At 49.2% G+C, this 17,331-nt stretch carries 17 protein-coding genes; 16 read left to right on the top strand and 1 reads right to left on the bottom strand.

Annotated features, from left to right (window positions below; all coding sequences use genetic code 11):
* The 16 genes from ABUL11_RS06125 to ABUL11_RS06050 all read left to right on the top strand — a co-directional run.
* A partial coding sequence (locus ABUL11_RS06125; RefSeq protein ID WP_350282980.1) for a TonB-dependent receptor domain-containing protein occupies nt 1-1,239 on the top strand: 1,239 nt, incomplete at its 5' end.
* A gap of 146 nt (nt 1,240-1,385) precedes the next feature.
* On the top strand, nt 1,386-1,748 hold the full coding sequence (locus tag ABUL11_RS06120) for a c-type cytochrome (RefSeq protein ID WP_350282979.1): 363 nt from the start codon (nt 1,386-1,388) through the stop codon (nt 1,746-1,748).
* 68 nt (nt 1,749-1,816) lie between these two features.
* Entirely contained in the window at nt 1,817-2,560 is a 744-nt protein-coding gene (gene fnr / locus ABUL11_RS06115; RefSeq protein ID WP_350282978.1) for a fumarate/nitrate reduction transcriptional regulator Fnr, read from the top strand.
* 207 nt (nt 2,561-2,767) lie between these two features.
* Complete coding sequence (gene rpsB / locus ABUL11_RS06110) at nt 2,768-3,523, top strand: 30S ribosomal protein S2 (protein ID WP_350282977.1); 756 nt, start codon at nt 2,768-2,770, stop codon at nt 3,521-3,523.
* Between the two features lie 72 nt (nt 3,524-3,595).
* On the top strand, nt 3,596-4,480 hold the full coding sequence (tsf, locus tag ABUL11_RS06105) for a translation elongation factor Ts (RefSeq protein WP_350282976.1): 885 nt from the start codon (nt 3,596-3,598) through the stop codon (nt 4,478-4,480).
* A 150-nt stretch (nt 4,481-4,630) separates the two neighbouring features.
* Complete coding sequence (gene pyrH / locus ABUL11_RS06100) at nt 4,631-5,344, top strand: UMP kinase (RefSeq protein ID WP_350282975.1); 714 nt, start codon at nt 4,631-4,633, stop codon at nt 5,342-5,344.
* A gap of 100 nt (nt 5,345-5,444) precedes the next feature.
* Nucleotides 5,445-6,002: a ribosome recycling factor gene (frr, locus tag ABUL11_RS06095; RefSeq protein WP_350282974.1), complete on the top strand. Its 558-nt coding sequence runs from the start codon at nt 5,445-5,447 to the stop codon at nt 6,000-6,002.
* Nucleotides 6,003-6,005: 3 nt separating this feature from the next.
* On the top strand, nt 6,006-6,797 hold the full coding sequence (uppS, locus tag ABUL11_RS06090; RefSeq protein ID WP_350282973.1) for a polyprenyl diphosphate synthase: 792 nt from the start codon (nt 6,006-6,008) through the stop codon (nt 6,795-6,797).
* A gap of 34 nt (nt 6,798-6,831) precedes the next feature.
* Nucleotides 6,832-7,659 (top strand): phosphatidate cytidylyltransferase, encoded by an 828-nt coding sequence (locus tag ABUL11_RS06085; protein ID WP_350282972.1) that lies wholly within the window; start codon nt 6,832-6,834, stop codon nt 7,657-7,659.
* Nucleotides 7,656-8,912 (top strand): 1-deoxy-D-xylulose-5-phosphate reductoisomerase, encoded by a 1,257-nt coding sequence (gene ispC, locus ABUL11_RS06080; RefSeq protein ID WP_350282971.1) that lies wholly within the window; start codon nt 7,656-7,658, stop codon nt 8,910-8,912. The genes ABUL11_RS06085 and ispC overlap by 4 nt, the downstream gene beginning before the upstream one ends.
* A gap of 1 nt (nt 8,913) precedes the next feature.
* Complete coding sequence (rseP, locus tag ABUL11_RS06075) at nt 8,914-10,281, top strand: RIP metalloprotease RseP (protein WP_350282970.1); 1,368 nt, start codon at nt 8,914-8,916, stop codon at nt 10,279-10,281.
* 2 nt (nt 10,282-10,283) lie between these two features.
* Nucleotides 10,284-12,560: an outer membrane protein assembly factor BamA gene (bamA, locus tag ABUL11_RS06070; RefSeq protein WP_350282969.1), complete on the top strand. Its 2,277-nt coding sequence runs from the start codon at nt 10,284-10,286 to the stop codon at nt 12,558-12,560.
* A gap of 113 nt (nt 12,561-12,673) precedes the next feature.
* Nucleotides 12,674-13,150, top strand: a complete 477-nt coding sequence (locus ABUL11_RS06065; protein WP_350282968.1) for an OmpH/Skp family outer membrane protein — start codon at nt 12,674-12,676, stop codon at nt 13,148-13,150.
* Between the two features lie 42 nt (nt 13,151-13,192).
* Complete coding sequence (gene fabZ / locus ABUL11_RS06060) at nt 13,193-13,627, top strand: 3-hydroxyacyl-ACP dehydratase FabZ (protein ID WP_350282967.1); 435 nt, start codon at nt 13,193-13,195, stop codon at nt 13,625-13,627.
* Between the two features lie 21 nt (nt 13,628-13,648).
* Complete coding sequence (gene rnhB / locus ABUL11_RS06055) at nt 13,649-14,302, top strand: ribonuclease HII (protein ID WP_350282966.1); 654 nt, start codon at nt 13,649-13,651, stop codon at nt 14,300-14,302.
* A 14-nt stretch (nt 14,303-14,316) separates the two neighbouring features.
* Nucleotides 14,317-14,796: an FKBP-type peptidyl-prolyl cis-trans isomerase gene (locus ABUL11_RS06050; protein ID WP_350282965.1), complete on the top strand. Its 480-nt coding sequence runs from the start codon at nt 14,317-14,319 to the stop codon at nt 14,794-14,796.
* A gap of 3 nt (nt 14,797-14,799) precedes the next feature.
* Here ABUL11_RS06050 and mutS read toward each other — a convergent pair.
* Nucleotides 14,800-17,331, bottom strand: a 2,532-nt coding sequence (mutS, locus tag ABUL11_RS06045) for a DNA mismatch repair protein MutS (RefSeq protein ID WP_350282964.1), incomplete at its 5' end; no start/stop codon positions are given.

Raw genomic sequence — 17,331 nt, 5'->3', positions numbered from 1 at the left:
CATGATCATGAGAGTGAGGACGGGAAAGGAGTGCGGATCAGGCAAAAACAGACACGTTTCGATATTAAAGGTGCATTAAATCGTCCTCTGCCTGGATTGCAGAAGATAAAAACACGCTGGGGGTATAACAACCATGTGCACAAGGAATCGGAAGGTGATGAGGTCGGGACGTTGCTGATGAATCGTGAATGGGAGGGCCGGCTTGAAATGCTGCATCAGCCGTTGGCCGGCTGGAAGGGTGTGCTGGGATTTCAGTATCAGAATCGGGATCTTGCTGCTGTCGGCGAAGAAGCGTTTGTTCCCAGCTCTCGAATGGATTCTCTGGGGATGTTTTTGTTGGAAAGACGTGATGTCGGGCGCTGGCATTTTGAAATGAGTGGGCGTTACGAGCATCAGTGGACAAAGCGCAAGGATGACGGCTTCGAGGCCAATCACGATGCATTCAGTATTTCCGGTGGAGTGATCCGAAAATTCGGAGACGGTTACTCTGTAGGTGGCGATATTTCTCGTACCGAACGCGCGCCGGCACTGGAAGAATTATTTTCCAACGGAGCACATCTGGCCACCGGCACATTTGAAAGAGGTGATATCTCTCTCACTCGAGAGAAATCCAGTAATTTCGATTTATTTCTGCGTAAACAGGGTGGCAGCCTGGATTGGACTCTGAATCTGTTTGCCAAAATGATCGACAATTTCATTTTTCAGCAAGAACTGGATTTGGCGGGCGATGGTTTGCCGGATCGTGTCAATATGGAAGGCAGGCCAGATGAGGATGGGTATCTGTTATTAAAGTATCGTCAAAAAAATGCAAATTTTCTGGGGATGGAATTTGAGACGATTGCCCATTTGTTGAACGATCATCGCGGTAAATTGGATCTGCGTTTGTGGACCGATTATGTACGCGGACGGCTGTCAGCAGGTGGGTATTTGCCGCGCGTGACACCGCTTCGTTTTGGGGGGGTACTTGATTATATCCATGGCCCATGGCGAGGTCGGGTTGATGTGATGCGGGTACATAAACAGACGGATATCGCTCGGCTGGAAACAGACACGGCCGGTTATACCATGCTGAATGTCCAACTGGATTACCGGTTTGACTGGGGAAGAATGAATTACAGCTTGTTCGTACGGGGCGCCAATCTGCTGAATGAAGAGGCGAGACGCCACACTTCTTTTTTGAAAGATCGGGCACCGTTACCCGGACGTTCCGGCCTGGTGGGAGTCAGAGTAAATTTTTAGAACTGATTGGTTGCGGATCTTTTTTATGGTGCGGTTATGCATTTTTTATGTGAGGTAATAATTTGGCAACTTATTAAATTTTATGATCTTTCTCTGTTTATGGTTTGGTGAAGCAGCAAATGTGCTAGACTTGGGCAGCTGTTTACATGGCTAGCTGCTTTCTGCAGAAGAGTAATTACCTGGCGAATGCCGTAAAAATGAAATTCATTTTATTTATGATACTTTCTGGTTGTCTTCTGTTTACATTGGGTGGCTGTGCCAGAAAAAACGACTATATGCCTCCGGCAGGGGCAACAGGTGAAAAAATCTTCAAGAGAGCCTGCGTGCAGTGTCATACCCCCGTGAAGGGCAAGGTAATGATACTGAAGCCTGAAATGGCCAACAAAGAGGCCATTATTGAAAGAGTAATGAATGGTAAGGGATTCGGGATGCCTGCTTTTCCAAATTTGACGGGAGATTCAGTGCAGAATCTGGCGGAGTATGTGCTGGAGAACAGTGTCACCCAATAATCAGGGTCGAATTTTGGATTTTCCTGAGATAATCGTACTAAAGCTTCCGGACGAAGTAGGAGTCAGCTTTGCATAACTGCGCAATATCCGGCCATCCCACAGCACTGCAACAGAGATCCAGTTGTACGACATGCAGCCTTCGTGAATTGTGTCTGCCGGTGGGGTTGACTGATGAAGAAATAGAGTACGTTGGCAATCTGACCAACCATAAGCTCAGAGTACGGCGGGGAGAATATCTGTTGCATGCCGGGGCTGATTTCAGATCTCTCTATGCTGTAAAAAATGGCTCTTTCAAGACCTATACCTTGAGAGTGGATGGACGCCAGCAGGTAACCGGTTTCTACATGACTGGCGAGCTGTTGGGGCTGGATGCGATCAGTCCGGAGAAGCATACCTGCGATACGGTTGCGCTCGTCGATAGCGAAGTTTGTGAAGTGCCTTTCATAAAACTTGAAGAGATCGGGCGAAGTATTCCTTCACTGATGAGCCAGTTTCACAAAATCATGAGTCGTGAAATTGTGCAGGATAGAGGGGTAATGATGCTTCTGGGCAGTATGCGTGCGGAAGAAAGACTGGCTGCATTTTTGCTTAATCTGTCTGCTCGTCTGGTCAGACGGGGGTACTCGTCGACTGATTTTATTTTGCGAATGACCCGCGAGGATATCGGCAGTTATCTGGGACTCAAGTTGGAAACGGTCAGCCGGTCGTTTTCCAAGCTGCAGGAAGAAGGTCTTATCACGGTTAACAACAAACATATCACCTTGCATGATCTTGCCAAGCTGAATCGTATGATTGGCAATTCGATAAATTAATCCTGGCAGTGTTGCAGGATGACTTTTCTTGAGCGCGGAGTAGTCATGCTATAATCGCGCGCGGTCTTAGTCTACATATTCTATGGCAGCAATCTCCCGGCTCGGGGGAATTTTTTTAATACACAATCTACAACGCGCACTTATCAGGATAGGGTGTCTTCGTAAAGAAGTATGTCGATAAGCTGCGGTTAACCCTAAGGAGAGTTCATGTCAGTCACTATGCGGCAAATGTTGGAAGCGGGCGTTCATTTTGGTCATCAGACGCGTTTCTGGAATCCGAAAATGGCTCCATATATTTTTGGTCAGCGCAATAAAATCCATATCGTTAATCTTGAACATACGCTCGTAATGTTCAGGGAGGCGCTAGACTATACCCGCAAATTGACAGCAAACAAGGGGGCGATTCTTTTCGTGGGAACCAAACGTCAGGCCCGTGACATCGTCATGGAAGAGGCGATACGATGTGGAGCTCCCTACGTCAATCAGCGCTGGCTGGGTGGGATGCTGACCAATTTCAAAACGATCAGGCAATCGATTAAACGTTTGCAGGATATGGAAAAAATGGTACAGGATGGAACGCTGAACAAACTCACGAAGAAAGAAGCTCTTGATTTTCAGCGTGAACTGGAAAAGCTGAATAATAGTCTTGGTGGTATCAAAGAAATGAAAGGTTTGCCGGATGCTATGTTTGTGATTGATGTCGGTTATCAGAAAGGTGCAATCGTGGAAGCGGGCAAGCTGGGGATTCCGGTTGTGGGTGTGGTGGATACCAATCACAATCCGGCAGGTGTCCGGTATGTGGTGCCGGGTAACGATGATTCCAGTCAGGCTATACGGCTTTATGCGCGTGCGATGGCGGATGCCATTCTGGAAGGGCGTAATCAGTCCGTTCAGGAAATTATCGAAATGAGTAAGTCTGACGATGAGATCATGTCGGGTAGAGATCAATCTGCGGATGCATAAGAAATGTGCTGTTAGTACGCTTTTTGATAAGATCATTCGAAATTTTTCGTATTAACTTGATTTGGAGTCAGTATGGCGGAAATTACCGCAAGCATGGTTAAAGAACTGCGTGAGCTTACCGGCCTCGGCATGATGGAGTGTAAGAAGGCTCTGGTCGAAGCTGACGGAGATATGAAAGCAGCCGAGGATTTATTACGGATCAGAAGCGGAGCCAAGGCGAGTAAAGCGGCTGGCCGCATTGCTGCAGAAGGAGTTATCAGCGGGTTTGTTACGACTGATGGCAGACAGGGGGCTTTGGTGGAAGTCAACTGTGAAACCGACTTTGTTGCCAAGAATGAGGATTTCATCAATTTTGCTGGTGACCTGGCCAGATTGATGGCAGACAAGAATATATCGGATACGGCGTTGCTGGCGGATATGTCTATGGCTGCGGGAGAAACGGTTGAGTCTGTCCGCAAGGCCTTGGTCATGAAGCTGGGTGAGAATATCAGTATTCGCCGCGGAATCAGTTACCAGACAGGAGATCGTCTCGCAATGTATCTGCATGGAAGCAGAATCGGTGTGATGATTGATTATGCGGGGGGCGATGAGGCTCTAGGTAAGGATTTGGCTATGCACATTGCGGCCAGCAAGCCGGGGTGTGTGTCCGGCGATCAGGTACCTGCCGATGCGCTTGAGCGGGAGCGCCAGATATTTACCGCTCAGGCGGCAGAAAGTGGGAAACCTGCCAATATCATCGAGAAAATGGTAGAAGGACGGATTGCCAAGTATCTGGCAGAGGTGACTTTACTTGGCCAGCCTTTCGTCAAAGATCCGGATCAGACCGTTGAGAAATTGTTAAAAGCAAAATCTGCTAAAGTCAGCGGGTTTACGCTGTATATCGTAGGTGAGGGGATCGAGAAGAAATCCGATGATTTTGCGGCTGAAGTTATGGCTCAGGTAAATCAGTCCAAATAAGAAGGTGCTTCTCTGGAGATTGGCTGGGTTGGTTAAATTTAAGAAAATAATGACTGGTTGCATGAGCAGATTAGCTTCTAGTACTGAAAGTTACGATATGACTGGTTTCCAGAAGAATTTTACGATAAACCTCCTTGTTCACAGGCATGTATGCCAGTCGTCTATAAACGTATTTTATTGAAGTTATCGGGCGAAGCTCTGATGGGTGATGGCCATTATGGTATCGATCGTGCAGTAGTTGAACATATCGTAGTCGAGGTTGCCGGAGTATTGCAGCTCGGTGTTGAAGTTGCGATCGTAGTAGGGGGGGGTAATATTTTCCGTGGTATGAAATCTGCGGGAGATGGAATGGATCGTGTAACGGCTGATTATATGGGGATGCTCGCTACCACTATGAATGCCTTGGCCTTGCATGACGCGATGAGACGAAACGGGGTTATTTCACGTGTACAATCGGCGTTACGGATAGATCAGGTCGTTGAGCCTTATGTGCGTGGTAAGGCTCTGCGTTATCTGGATGAACGCAAAGTGGTTGTGTTCGCTGCGGGGACGGGCAATCCTTTTTTTACTACGGATACGGCGGCCGCTTTGCGTGGCATGGAGATGAATGCCAATATCGTCCTTAAAGCGACCAAAGTGGATGGAATTTACACCAGTGATCCGTTGAAGAACAAAGATGCGCAGCGTTTCCAGAACTTGACTTTTGATGAGGCGATCAGTAAAAACCTGCAAGTGATGGATGCTACTGCACTGACTTTATGCCGGGATCAGAAACTTCCCATTAACGTATTCAGTATTTTCAAGACCGGCGCGCTCAAACGGGTTATCATGGGTGAAGACGAGGGAACTTCGGTATTCATTTGAATTTGAGTATGTTTGCGGGGATGTTTTTTATATCCATACGGTAGCAGGATCTGGATCGGTTGCTGTCAATACACTTCAATATCAATAAATCCACTTAAATATGATTGCTGATGTAAAAAGATCTGCAGAGCAGAAAATGCAGAAAAGCCTGGATGCACTCAAAGTCGATTTCAGTAAAGTGAGAAGCGGGCGTCCCCATACGGGTCTGCTGGATCATATCATGGTTGATTATTACGGTACTCCGACACCGATCAAGCAATTGGCCAACGTGACTCTGGCTGACGCACGCACCATCGGTATCATCCCGTGGGATAAAAAAATATTTTCAGCGATTGAGAAAGCGATACGCGATTCCGATCTGGGTCTGAATCCCATGACGGTAAGTGAAATGGTACGAGTTCCCATGCCCCCTCTTACAGAAGAAAGACGTAAAGATCTAACCAAGATAGTGAGAACGGAAGCTGAAACTGCACGCATCGCCATGAGAAATATTCGGCGTGATGCCAATGCCAATCTAAAAGAATTACTGAAGGATAAGTTGATTGCCGAAGATGAGGATCGACGCGCACAAGACGAAATCCAGAAATTGACAGATCGTTATATTGCTGAGGTGGACAAGCTGCTTCAGACCAAAGAAGCGGAACTGATGGCTGTTTGATTCATGCCCCTAACACCAAGTTTGACACGTGAGATCCCGGAAACCGGTGTGATACCCAAGCATATCGCCATTATTATGGATGGTAATGGGCGATGGGCCAGGAAGCGCTTTTTGCCAAGAATAGCGGGACATACGCAAGGTGTTGAAGCGGTACGAGGCACGATCAAAGCCTGTATTGAGAGAGGTGTTTCATATCTGACAATTTTTGCATTCAGTAGTGAAAACTGGCGCAGACCGGCGGAAGAGGTCAAGTTGCTGATGCAGTTATTTCTTGCTGCACTAGAACGGGAAGTGACCGGGCTCCATGAAAATGGAGTCAGATTCAGGGTAATTGGCGATATTTCGAAATTCGATCCTAAAATAGTCGATTGTGTTTACCATGGTGAGGCCCTTACAGCTGGGAATACCCGATTGAATTTTACGGTAGCTGCGAATTACGGAGGACGCTGGGATATTATGCAGGCTGTACGCAAAATGATTGCCGAGAACCCGGGTTCGGCTGTAAATTTTGATGAAGCTGGTATTGCCAGGCACCTGGCACTAGCCGATGCTCCCGAGCCGGATTTGTTCATCCGGACGGGAGGTGAATGTCGGATCAGTAATTTTCTGCTTTGGCAGCTTGCATATACCGAGTTGTATTTTACCGATACGTTATGGCCGGATTTTGATGCATCGGCCCTTGATGAGGCAATTGCATCCTACCGGAAGCGTGAGCGCCGGTTCGGACGGACAAGTGAGCAGATTGCCGTTCAACAGGTAAACAAAAATGTGACCTTAAACAAAGACAGGGTTTAACCGCCATTCTCCAACCAACGGGATTTACCCGTTCATGCTTAGTACCCGACTCCTTACTGCATTCATATTATTGACCGCTTTCCTGGCGGCATTATTTTACCTGCCGGATATCTTCTGGGCTGTACTGCTCTTGGGACTGACTGTTACCGCGGCAAAGGAATGGTGTCTTTTGGGGCAGTTTTCAGTTGGTCAGACTGTTCTTTATATGATCCTGACTACTTTGCTGGGAGGGGAACTGTTGTTTCTGGTCAGTGTAGTGTTATCCAAAAATCCGGTAGATTCATCAATGGCTTGGTTTTATACCACATCTGCCATTTTCTGGCTGCTGGCAGTGCCTTTCCAGTTGGCGATGAACCGGCCGATCCGTAATATATGGGTGCTTATGTCGATTGGCTGGCTGGTTTTGTTGCCGGCATGCCTGGCCCTCTACCAGCTTCGTGCGATAGATCCACTATTGTTGCTCGGATTCATGGGAGTAGTGTGGGTATCTGACAGTGTTGCCTATTTCATGGGACGTACCTATGGCAAACACAAGCTTGCACCCCGGATCAGCCCGGGCAAAACCTGGGAAGGAGTGGCTGCCGCACTGGTCGGGGTACTGGTTTATGCACTGGTCTGGTTTTATTTGATGAATAAAGATCAGGCATTGACTGGCTGGCTGGTTCCTCTGTTACTCCTGCTTGCGGTGCTGGGAATAGTGGGTGATTTGTATGAATCATTGTTGAAACGACAGGCAGGTGTCAAGGATAGTGGCAATATACTTCCCGGTCATGGCGGAGTATTGGATCGTATTGATGCATTACTGCCTGTCCTTCCCCTCGCCACCCTTGCGGCTATCTTATTTTATTCGACTGAATCATGACTAAAACCCGTCATCTGACCATATTGGGTTCAACTGGCAGTATCGGTGAAAGTACGCTGGATGTGGTAGCCAGACATCCTCACCGGTATCAGGTGGTTGCGCTGACCGCTGATAGAAATGTCGAAAAAATGCTTGGGCAGTGCACACGATTTCATCCGTCATATGCTGTGATGCTTGATGCGCCGAGTGCCGGCCGGCTGGAGGACAGATTGCGTGCAGCAGGTTTGGATATCAAGGTGCTTTCAGGCATTGAATCATTGGAGAAAGTGGCATCCTTGCCGGAGATCGATACTGTGATGGCCGCGATTGTCGGTGCAGCTGGTATCCGGCCTACGCTTGCTGCTGCACGGACAGGAAAACATATTCTTCTGGCCAATAAGGAAACACTGGTGATGGCAGGGCGTGTCTTTATGGATACGCTTAAACAGCATCATGCGACACTGCTACCGATAGACAGCGAACACAATGCGATTTTTCAATCCTTACCATCCCGTTTCAATGGGGATCTGGCGGGATCAGGTGTACGCCGGATATTACTGACTGCGTCGGGTGGGCCTTTTCGCAAGGTGGATCTGGAAATGCTGGAAACGGTGACGCCGGAGCAGGCTTGCGCACACCCTAACTGGGTGATGGGCAGAAAAATATCGGTTGATTCGGCGACCATGATGAACAAGGGATTGGAGGTTATCGAAGCCCACTGGCTGTTTAATGCCGAACCGGAGAAAATTCAGGTGGTTATCCATCCGCAAAGTGTTATCCACTCGATGGTTGAATATATCGATGGTTCGGTACTCGCTCAGCTCGGTAATCCCGACATGCGTACGCCGATAGCGCACGCGTTGAGCTATCCTGAGAGAACGGAAAGTGGTGTGCAATCTCTGGATATGTTCAAGGTTGCACGGCTGGATTTCGAGTTTCCGGATTTCAAGCGATTTCCCTGTCTCAGGCTGGCATATGAAGCCCTTGCGGCAGGAGGCAATATGCCAGCAGTATTGAATGCTGCCAACGAAGTGGCTGTCGAAGTTTTTCTGGCTGGTAGAATACCCTTTACTGCAGTTCCTGTGATGATTGAGGACGTGATGAAATCAACGGAAAGACAGAATGTCCCTGATCTGGAAAGCGTGCTCCTGGCTGATTTGCAGGCGCGTGCAACCGCTCGTGAATGGCTGACCTGCAATACCGGCAGAATACAGGAAGGCCAATATCCTCATTCAGTGCCGGACAGTAAAACGGATAATCCTCATACATTCTGACATGACAGTGCTCGCAACGATTTTTGCATTCGTAGTCGCACTTGGCCTGCTGATCACTTTTCACGAACTCGGCCATTATTTGGCTGCTCGCTGGTGTGGTGTCAAGGTTCTGCGCTTTTCGCTCGGTTTCGGTCAGCCTTTCTTCAGAAAACGTTTGGGCAATGACCAGACAGAATGGGTGGTTGCAGCAATTCCGCTGGGAGGATATGTCAAGATGCTGGATGAGCGTGAGGGCCATATTCCAGCTGGTGAGCATCATCGCGCGTTTAATCGCCAACCTGTCTCCAGGCGTTTTGCTATCGTGGCGGCAGGGCCTGTTGCCAATTTTCTGCTGGCCATCCTGCTGTATTGGCTGCTTTTCATACTTGGGGTCAATGGTGTGAAACCGATATTGGGGGAGATCGAGCCTGCAACACCTGCTGCTGTGGCAGGTTTCAGAGGTGGAGATACCATTACCGGAATCGGCGACCAGGCAATTACCACCTGGCAAGAAGCACGACTGCTGTTACTGGACAATGCGGTGGACAGAAATGCTGATGTCAGAATAACGGTGACAGGTGAGAGCGGAATTTCACGCCAACTCAGATTCGATTTGAGCAGTCTTGATGCAGAAGATATCGAAAAAGACTTTTTGAGTAAGTTGGGTTTAAGTGCTTTTCAGCCGGTCATCGCTTCAGTGATTGACCAGGTGATGGGCGGGGGTGCGGCAGAGCGTGCAGGCCTCAAAACAGGTGACAAGATCGTGGCGATAAATGGGAAAGAGGTTGCAGCCTGGGAAGACGTCGTTACTGCGATACGCTCAAATCCCGGTCGCACACTCCTGGTTGAAGTGATGCGAGATGGGTTGGAACTCGATTTGTCATTGCAGCCGGAAACGGTATTTGAAGGAGGTACCGAAATCGGCAAGGCGGGTATTACACCCAGAATTGAGCCTACTCTCCTGGAAGGGCTGCTGGTGAAAACCAGTTACCCGCCAGCGATGGCTCTGGCTAAAGCTGTAACTAAAACCTGGGAGATGTCTTATTTTACTTTGCGCATGCTCGGAAAAATGATCACGGGTGATGTTTCGCTGAAAAATATTAGTGGGCCGATTACTATCGCGAACTATGCTGGCCAGTCGGCTCAAATGGGATTGACGGCTTATCTGGGTTTTCTGGCTTTGATCAGTATCAGTCTGGGTGTGCTGAATCTCCTGCCGATCCCGGTTCTGGATGGCGGGCATCTGATGTACTATTTGATCGAAATGGTACGAGGAGCACCATTATCCGAGAAAATCATGTATATCGGCCATCAGATCGGTATGGTTCTGCTGATTACCTTGATGGTATTCGCAATACATAATGACCTGCTTCGTCTAGTTTCTGAATAACCATGAAACTCAGATTCCTGATATTGTTTTTTTATCTCTATTCAATGGGTTGTATGGCGAATGATTCGTTCGTGGTTCGGGATATACGGGTGGAGGGAATCCAGCGTACCGAGGCCGGAACAGTATTCAGTTATCTGCCCGTGAAAGTTGGAGATGTACTCGACAGTAAAAAAGCCAGCGCAGCAATCAAAGCATTGTACGCCACGGGTTTTTTCAGTGATGTCAAACTGAAATCTGAAGGTAGTTTGCTGATCGTACAGATTCAGGAACGCCCGGCGATTGCACAAATCAGTATTAATGGCGCAAAGGAATTTGATAAGGATAAACTTAAGGAAGGCCTGAAACAGGCTGGTTTATCGGAATCACGCATTTTCAGCCGCTCACTCCTGGAAAAGGCTGAACAGGAGCTGAAACGCCAATATATCAGCCGTGGCAAGTACGCAGTCAGAATCACCACGACGACCACTCCTCTGGAACGTAACCGTATTGGTATCAACTTCGATATCAAAGAAGGTAAGACTGCTCGCATCAAACAAATCAACATCGTCGGTAACCACATTTTTCCCGAGGATGATCTGGTTGATCTGTTCAGTCTCAAAACCCCGGGTTTTATGACCTGGTTTACCAAGGACGATCAGTATTCAAAACAGAAATTATCGGCAGATCTCGAAACGCTGCGCTCTTACTATCTCGACCGGGGGTATCTGGAATTCGATATCGAATCCACGCAAGTTTCGATTACACCGGATATGAAGGATATCTATATTACGGTCAACGTAACCGAAGGTCCTCAATATACGGTATCCGATATCAAACTTGCCGGTGAACTGCTCGTACCGGAAGAAGAATTGCGTAAATTGATCAAGCTTGAACCGGGAGGGATATTCGTGCGCGAGAAACTGACCGAATCAATCAAACTGATCAGTGACCGGCTGGGGAATGACGGTTACGCATTTGCCAATGTCAATGCCTCCCCTGAATTGGATAAGGAAACCCGTAAGACTGCATTTACTTTTTTCATTGATCCGGGGCGTCGGGTTTATGTAAGACGTATCAATATCAGTGGCAACGAACGTACCCGAGATGAGGTGGTCCGTCGTGAATTCCGACAGATGGAGGGTGGCTGGCATTCGACCGAGCAAATCAACCGTTCGAGGCAGCGGGTGGACAGGCTGGATTTCTTTACCAGTGTGAATGTTGAAACACCCCCGGTTGCAGATGTTCCGGATCAGGTGGATATCAATGTCAATGTGGTTGAGAAACCGACCGGGGCAATCATGTTTGGTGCGGGTTATTCTGATCGCGAAGGAATCATTCTGAACGGGTCGATTGCCCAGAACAATATTTTGGGAACGGGTAACTTTTTAAGTCTGCAGGTGAATACCGGTAGCGTCAACAAGGTCATCTCTGCTTCATTCAACAATCCTTACTATACGATCAACGGGGTAAGCCTTGGCTTGGAAGCATTTAAGCGCGATATCAATACCCGTTCTCTGAGTAGTGTAGGGATGTTCAATACCGATACAACCGGTGCCAATATTCGGTTTGGTATCCCCGTTGCAGAGAATGATATCGTTTCATTAGGTTTGGGATATGAACATACTAAAATTGATTTGCGTGATGACAGTCCGCAACGGTTCAAAGATTTCGTCGATCAATTCGGCAAAACTTCCAATAATCTTCCGATTACCTTGAGCTGGGCACGTGACCGTCGTGACAGTGCCATTTGGACGACATCCGGGCTAACACAGCGGTTGTTTGGCGAATTTGGTTTGCCGTTTGGCGACCTGAATTATTACAAAGTCAGTTACGAGCAGCGATGGTTCTTTCCCATCTCCAAAATGTTTACCTTGATGCTGAATGGTGAAGTGGGCGTTGGAGATGGTTATTCCGACAAGCCGCTTCCCTTTTTCAAGAATTTCTTTGCGGGCGGTTTCAACTCTGTTCGTGGATACAACATCAATACATTGGGACCACGTGACAGTGATGATCGGGTGCTGGGTGGCAGCAAGCGTATCGTCGGGAATGTTGAAATATTATTCCCGGTACCGTTTATGAAGGAAGATAAGTCGGTTCGCTTGAGTGCGTTTGCAGATGGAGGAACGATTGTCAATTCATTCTCCGGTCTGGGTTTTGATGATTTTCGTTATTCTGCCGGGCTCGCTGCAACCTGGATTTCGCCTATGGGGCCGCTTAAGTTCAGTGTTGCGCAACCCATCAATAATCAGTCGGGCGATAAGTTGCAGCGTTTCCAGTTTCAGTTTGGACAAACTTTCTGAATCAGAGAAGTAATTATCTGAAAGCAATGAGATATCCGTTGGATCAATATTGGCAGGGGATGTTTTTCCGGTTCGTGAAAGTATTCGTTGCTGTAATGATTTTCGTTTTTCCGATGCATTCATCCGCCGGAGAAATCAAAATCGGGGTGGTCAATACCGAGAAAGTTTTACGGGAATCGATGCCTGCCATCGAGGCACAAAAAAAGATAGAACGGGAATTTCAGGCACGCGATGCGCGCGTCAGGGAGCTTTCTGTGCAGATGAGAGCATTACAGCAGGAACTGGAAAAAAATACGGGTATTGTGAATGAAGAAGAACGACGTCTGAAGGAACGTGAACTTGCCGGTCTCAGCCGGCGATATCAGCGTGCTCAGCAGCAGATGCGGGAAGATCTGAGTTTGCGCCAGAATGAAGAATATGGCCTGATTCTGGAACGTATCAATCAGGTGATCAAGGAGCTTGCAGAGAAGCAGTCTTATGATCTGATTCTGCAGTTACAGGATTCGGTTTATCGGAGTGCACGTATCGATATTACTGACCAGGTCATCAAGGTGTTGAATGCCAGGGAATCCGCTGCCGGGAAGCAATAAATATATGATGACTTCTTAAAACAGGGAGATAGACAAATTGTGATGGATATTCATGAAATACTGAAATACCTGCCGCACCGTTATCCATTGATTCTGGTTGATCGGGTGGTTTCCATGGAATTGGGTAAACGAATTCATGCATACAAAAATGTTTCCATCAATGAACCCTATTTTTCCGGACATTTTCCCCATCATCCTGTCATGCCGGGCGTACTGATCGTTGAGGCACTGGCTCAGGCAGCCGCCTTACTGACCATTCGATCGGAGAACATGGAAAAGGATAATGGGCAGGTGTACTATTTTGTCGGTATCGACGCAGTACGGTTCAAGAAACCGGTCATCGCGGGTGATCAATTGGTATTGAAGGTTGAAATCACTCGCCAGCTCAAAGGTATATGGAAATATGCTGCCTGTGCAGAAGTAGACGGCCAGGTGGTAACCGAAGCGCAACTGATGTGTACTGCCCGGTCAATCTGACTCAGTTCGTAGTGGATTCACGTGGCGGAAAAACTGATTCCATTGAAGAATGAATATGCCCAAGACGGGAAGGTCATCTATGGTGTAGACGAGGCGGGCAGAGGGCCACTGGCCGGGCCTGTTTACGCTGCTTGTGTGGTGCTTGATCCTGCTAATGTCATTGAGGGACTGGCTGATTCCAAGCAGTTGAGCGAAAAAAAACGAATCAGCCTGGCTGATCAGATCAAACAGCATGCCCGTGCATGGGCAATTGCTTCCGCTTCGGTTGAAGAGATAGATCGACTGAATATTCTGCAAGCCAGCCTGCTTGCGATGCAAAGAGCAGTCATCAGCCTGCGGCCAGTCGCCAATGCACTCGTTCTGGTGGATGGCGGCCATGCGCCACGGCTGGATTGGGAAGTGCAAACAGTAATCAGGGGAGATAGTCTGGTGGGCGAGATTTCAGCAGCTTCGATTCTTGCTAAAACTGCACGGGATACTGAAATGCTGCGGTTGCACGAAACTTACCCGGCCTACGGTTTCGATCGACATAAGGGCTATCCCACCAAGGTTCACCTGGAAGCGATTCGTTTACATGGAATAACCGACATTCATCGCAGGAGTTTCGCGCCATGTGCCGGGCAATCAATATCGGGAGCTCGAACAACGAGTTTTATCAACCAAAAGGAAGCCTGATTCAGGCAGAAAACATGCGCATAGTAAAAAATACGGTAGTGTCACTCCACTACAAAATGATCGATCAGGAAGGCAATGTAATGGAAGAAACCGAGGAACCCGTCAGCTATCTGCATGGCGGCTATGACGGGATATTTCCAGCGGTAGAAGAAGCTTTGCATGAAAAAGAGACTGGAGCAGCCTTATCCCTGCAAATGGAGCCGGACGATGCTTTTGGTGAGTACGACGAAGAGCTGATGCGGGTCGAACCACGCAGTGCATTCCCGGAGGAAGTCACAGTCGGAATGCAGTTCGAAGGCGGTGAGGAGGATTCTGAGGATTTCTGCATCTATACGGTGAGAGAGGTTACCGATGATGTCGTGGTGGTAGATGGTAATCATCCTTACGCTGGCATGACATTCCAGTTTGAGTGCACGGTGACGGCAGTGCGTCCGGCAACGGCGGAAGAATTATCTCACGGACATGTGCACGGACCGCACGGCCATGAGCATTGATGATCAATCCGTTTGATTGAGCATCGATTTGACCAGATAAAGCTGTTCCAGGGCACCCCGAGGGGTCAGTTCGTCAGGATGGATTCGCTCGAGGTAATCAAGCACTGGATGCACGGAAGCAGGCACAGCCTTCGCGTTTTCCTCGATTGTTTCAAGTAAAGTCTGCTGAGGGCTTCTGCTGAGCGTTTCCTGCTCCAGCCTCGCTAGAATTTTTGCAGCATTTCGGATGACTTTATCAGGTACGCCTGCCAGTGCGGCAACATGCAGCCCATAACTCCGGCTGGCAGGTCCTTCCTCTATCCGGTGTAGAAAAACGATACGCTTTTTGTGTTCTACCGCTGTGACATGGATATTGACAGCTTGTGGGAACTCTTCTGCCAGCCGGGTCAGTTCAAAGTAATGAGTGGCAAACAGAGTATAGCTCTGGTTCTGAGTCAGCAGGTGGCGGGCGATGGCAAAAGCCAGTGCAAGCCCGTCGAAAGTTGAAGTACCCCGGCCTATTTCATCGACCAATACCAGACTTTGGGCGGTTGCATTGCGTAAAATACCGGCTGCTTCCGTCATTTCCACCATGAAAGTGGAACGTCCTCCCGCCAAGTCGTCAGCAGCACCAATCCGGGTAAAAATCTGGTCGATTGGCCCGATGCGGGCAATTTGGGCTGGAACAAAGCTGCCACAATGTGCCAGCAGGACGATCAGTGCCGTCTGTCTCATGTAAGTGGATTTGCCGCCCATGTTCGGCCCGGTGATGATCAGCATTTGCCGGTTCTCCCGTGTGATTGCTCCAAGCTGTACATCATTGGCGATATAGTGCTCCACCTGACTTTCCACCACAGGATGCCGGCCGGCTTCGATGACCAGAACAGGATCATCGGTGAATACCGGTTTGGTATAGCCGGACAGAGCGGCGCGTTCAGCGAAGGCACACAAGACATCCAGTTCCGCAACTGAGCGGGCGATTTCCTGTAAGGGAATGATGAAATCAGCCAGCTGTTCCAGCAGTCGTTCGTACAACATTTTTTCCCGGGCCAGCGCCTGTTCGCGCGCGGACAATGTCTTGTGCTCGAATGCCTGTAACTCGGGAATGATGTAGCGTTCCGCATTTTTCAAGGTTTGTCTGCGGCGGTAGTCCGGGGGGATTTTTTCTCCTTGAGCGCGGGTTACTTCAATATAAAAACCATGCACCCGGTTATATTCCACTTTGAGATTCGGAATTCCAGTACGATCACGTTCGCGCGCTTCCAGCTGCAACAGGAATTCATCGCAATTTCCCTGCAGGCTTCGCAATTCATCCAGCTCGGCATCAAAGCCGTCAGCAATCACGCCGCCTTCGCGGATGACTGCGCTGGGTACCGGTTGCAGTGCGCGAACGAGCAGTTGCGAAAGTAAGGGATCCGGTTGCATGGGCGGTATAAAGCGATGAACGGCAGCTGCTGCCGAGGTTGCGATCAGTTCGATGATTCCGGGAAGTCGCGTCAGGCTATCACGCAGGCCGGACAGATCGCGAGGTCTGGCCGTTCTCAGTGCAATCCGGCTGGTGATGCGCTCGATATCGGCAATATGTTTGAACTGCTGCCGGATACCTGTATAGAGAGTTTCCGGTTGTGCCCCGATCAGGTCGGATACGGTATCGAGCCGTTGCTGCAGCGTGATCCGGTTGCGTAGCGGATGATGCAGCCAGTGCCGCAGCAACCGGCTGCCCATACCGGTCGAACAGGTATCCAGCAGAGACGATAGTGTGGGTGCGTCTTCGCCGCGCAGCGTCAGTGTAATTTCCAGATTGCGGCGTGTGGCGGCATCCATGCGCAAGTAGGCATCCTGTCGCTCTACCTGTAATGTATGCAGATGACCGGGCAACTGCCCGGATGATCCATTTATTGCAGTTTGTTGCGTCAGTCTGACGTATTCGAACAATGCGCCGGCTGCCATGATGGCTGCGTGTAAATCCTCGCAGCCAAAGGCATTCAGGTCACGCGTGCCAAATTGCCGGGTAAGCTGCTGCACGGCATGTTCATAGTCGAACTGCCAGTCCGGTAAACGTTTGGGTACAGCAAAATTATTAAACGTTGCTGGCAGATCGAGCGATTCCGGCAACAGAATTTCTGCCGGATACAGGCGTTCCAGTTCGCTTGTCAGGTTATCCGGAGAGGTTTCCAGTACACGCATATCGCCCGCCGCCAGGTTGAGCCAGGCCAGCCCGATCGCGCCACGATGCAGTGCCAGCGCCAGCACGATACTGTTGCTGCGTTCTTCCAGCAACCCGGCATCGGTCAAAGTGCCGGGGGTGATGATGCGGGTAACCTGCCGTTCTACCGGCCCTTTGCTGGTGGCGGGGTCTCCGGTTTGTTCACAGATAGCGATGGATTCACCCAGCCTGACCAGTCTGGCCAGGTATTGATCGGCCGCATGAAACGGCACACCTGCCATCTTGATGGGATCCCCGGCAGAGGATCCACGCTGGGTGAGGGTGATATCCAGCAATTTTGCTGCTTTCTCGGCATCCTCGTAAAACAGTTCATAAAAGTCGCCCATGCG

It is taken from the genome of Nitrosomonas sp. (assembly GCF_040256045.1).
Lineage (GTDB): Bacteria > Pseudomonadota > Gammaproteobacteria > Burkholderiales > Nitrosomonadaceae > Nitrosomonas.
This window is presented reverse-complemented; position numbering and strand designations above follow the sequence as displayed.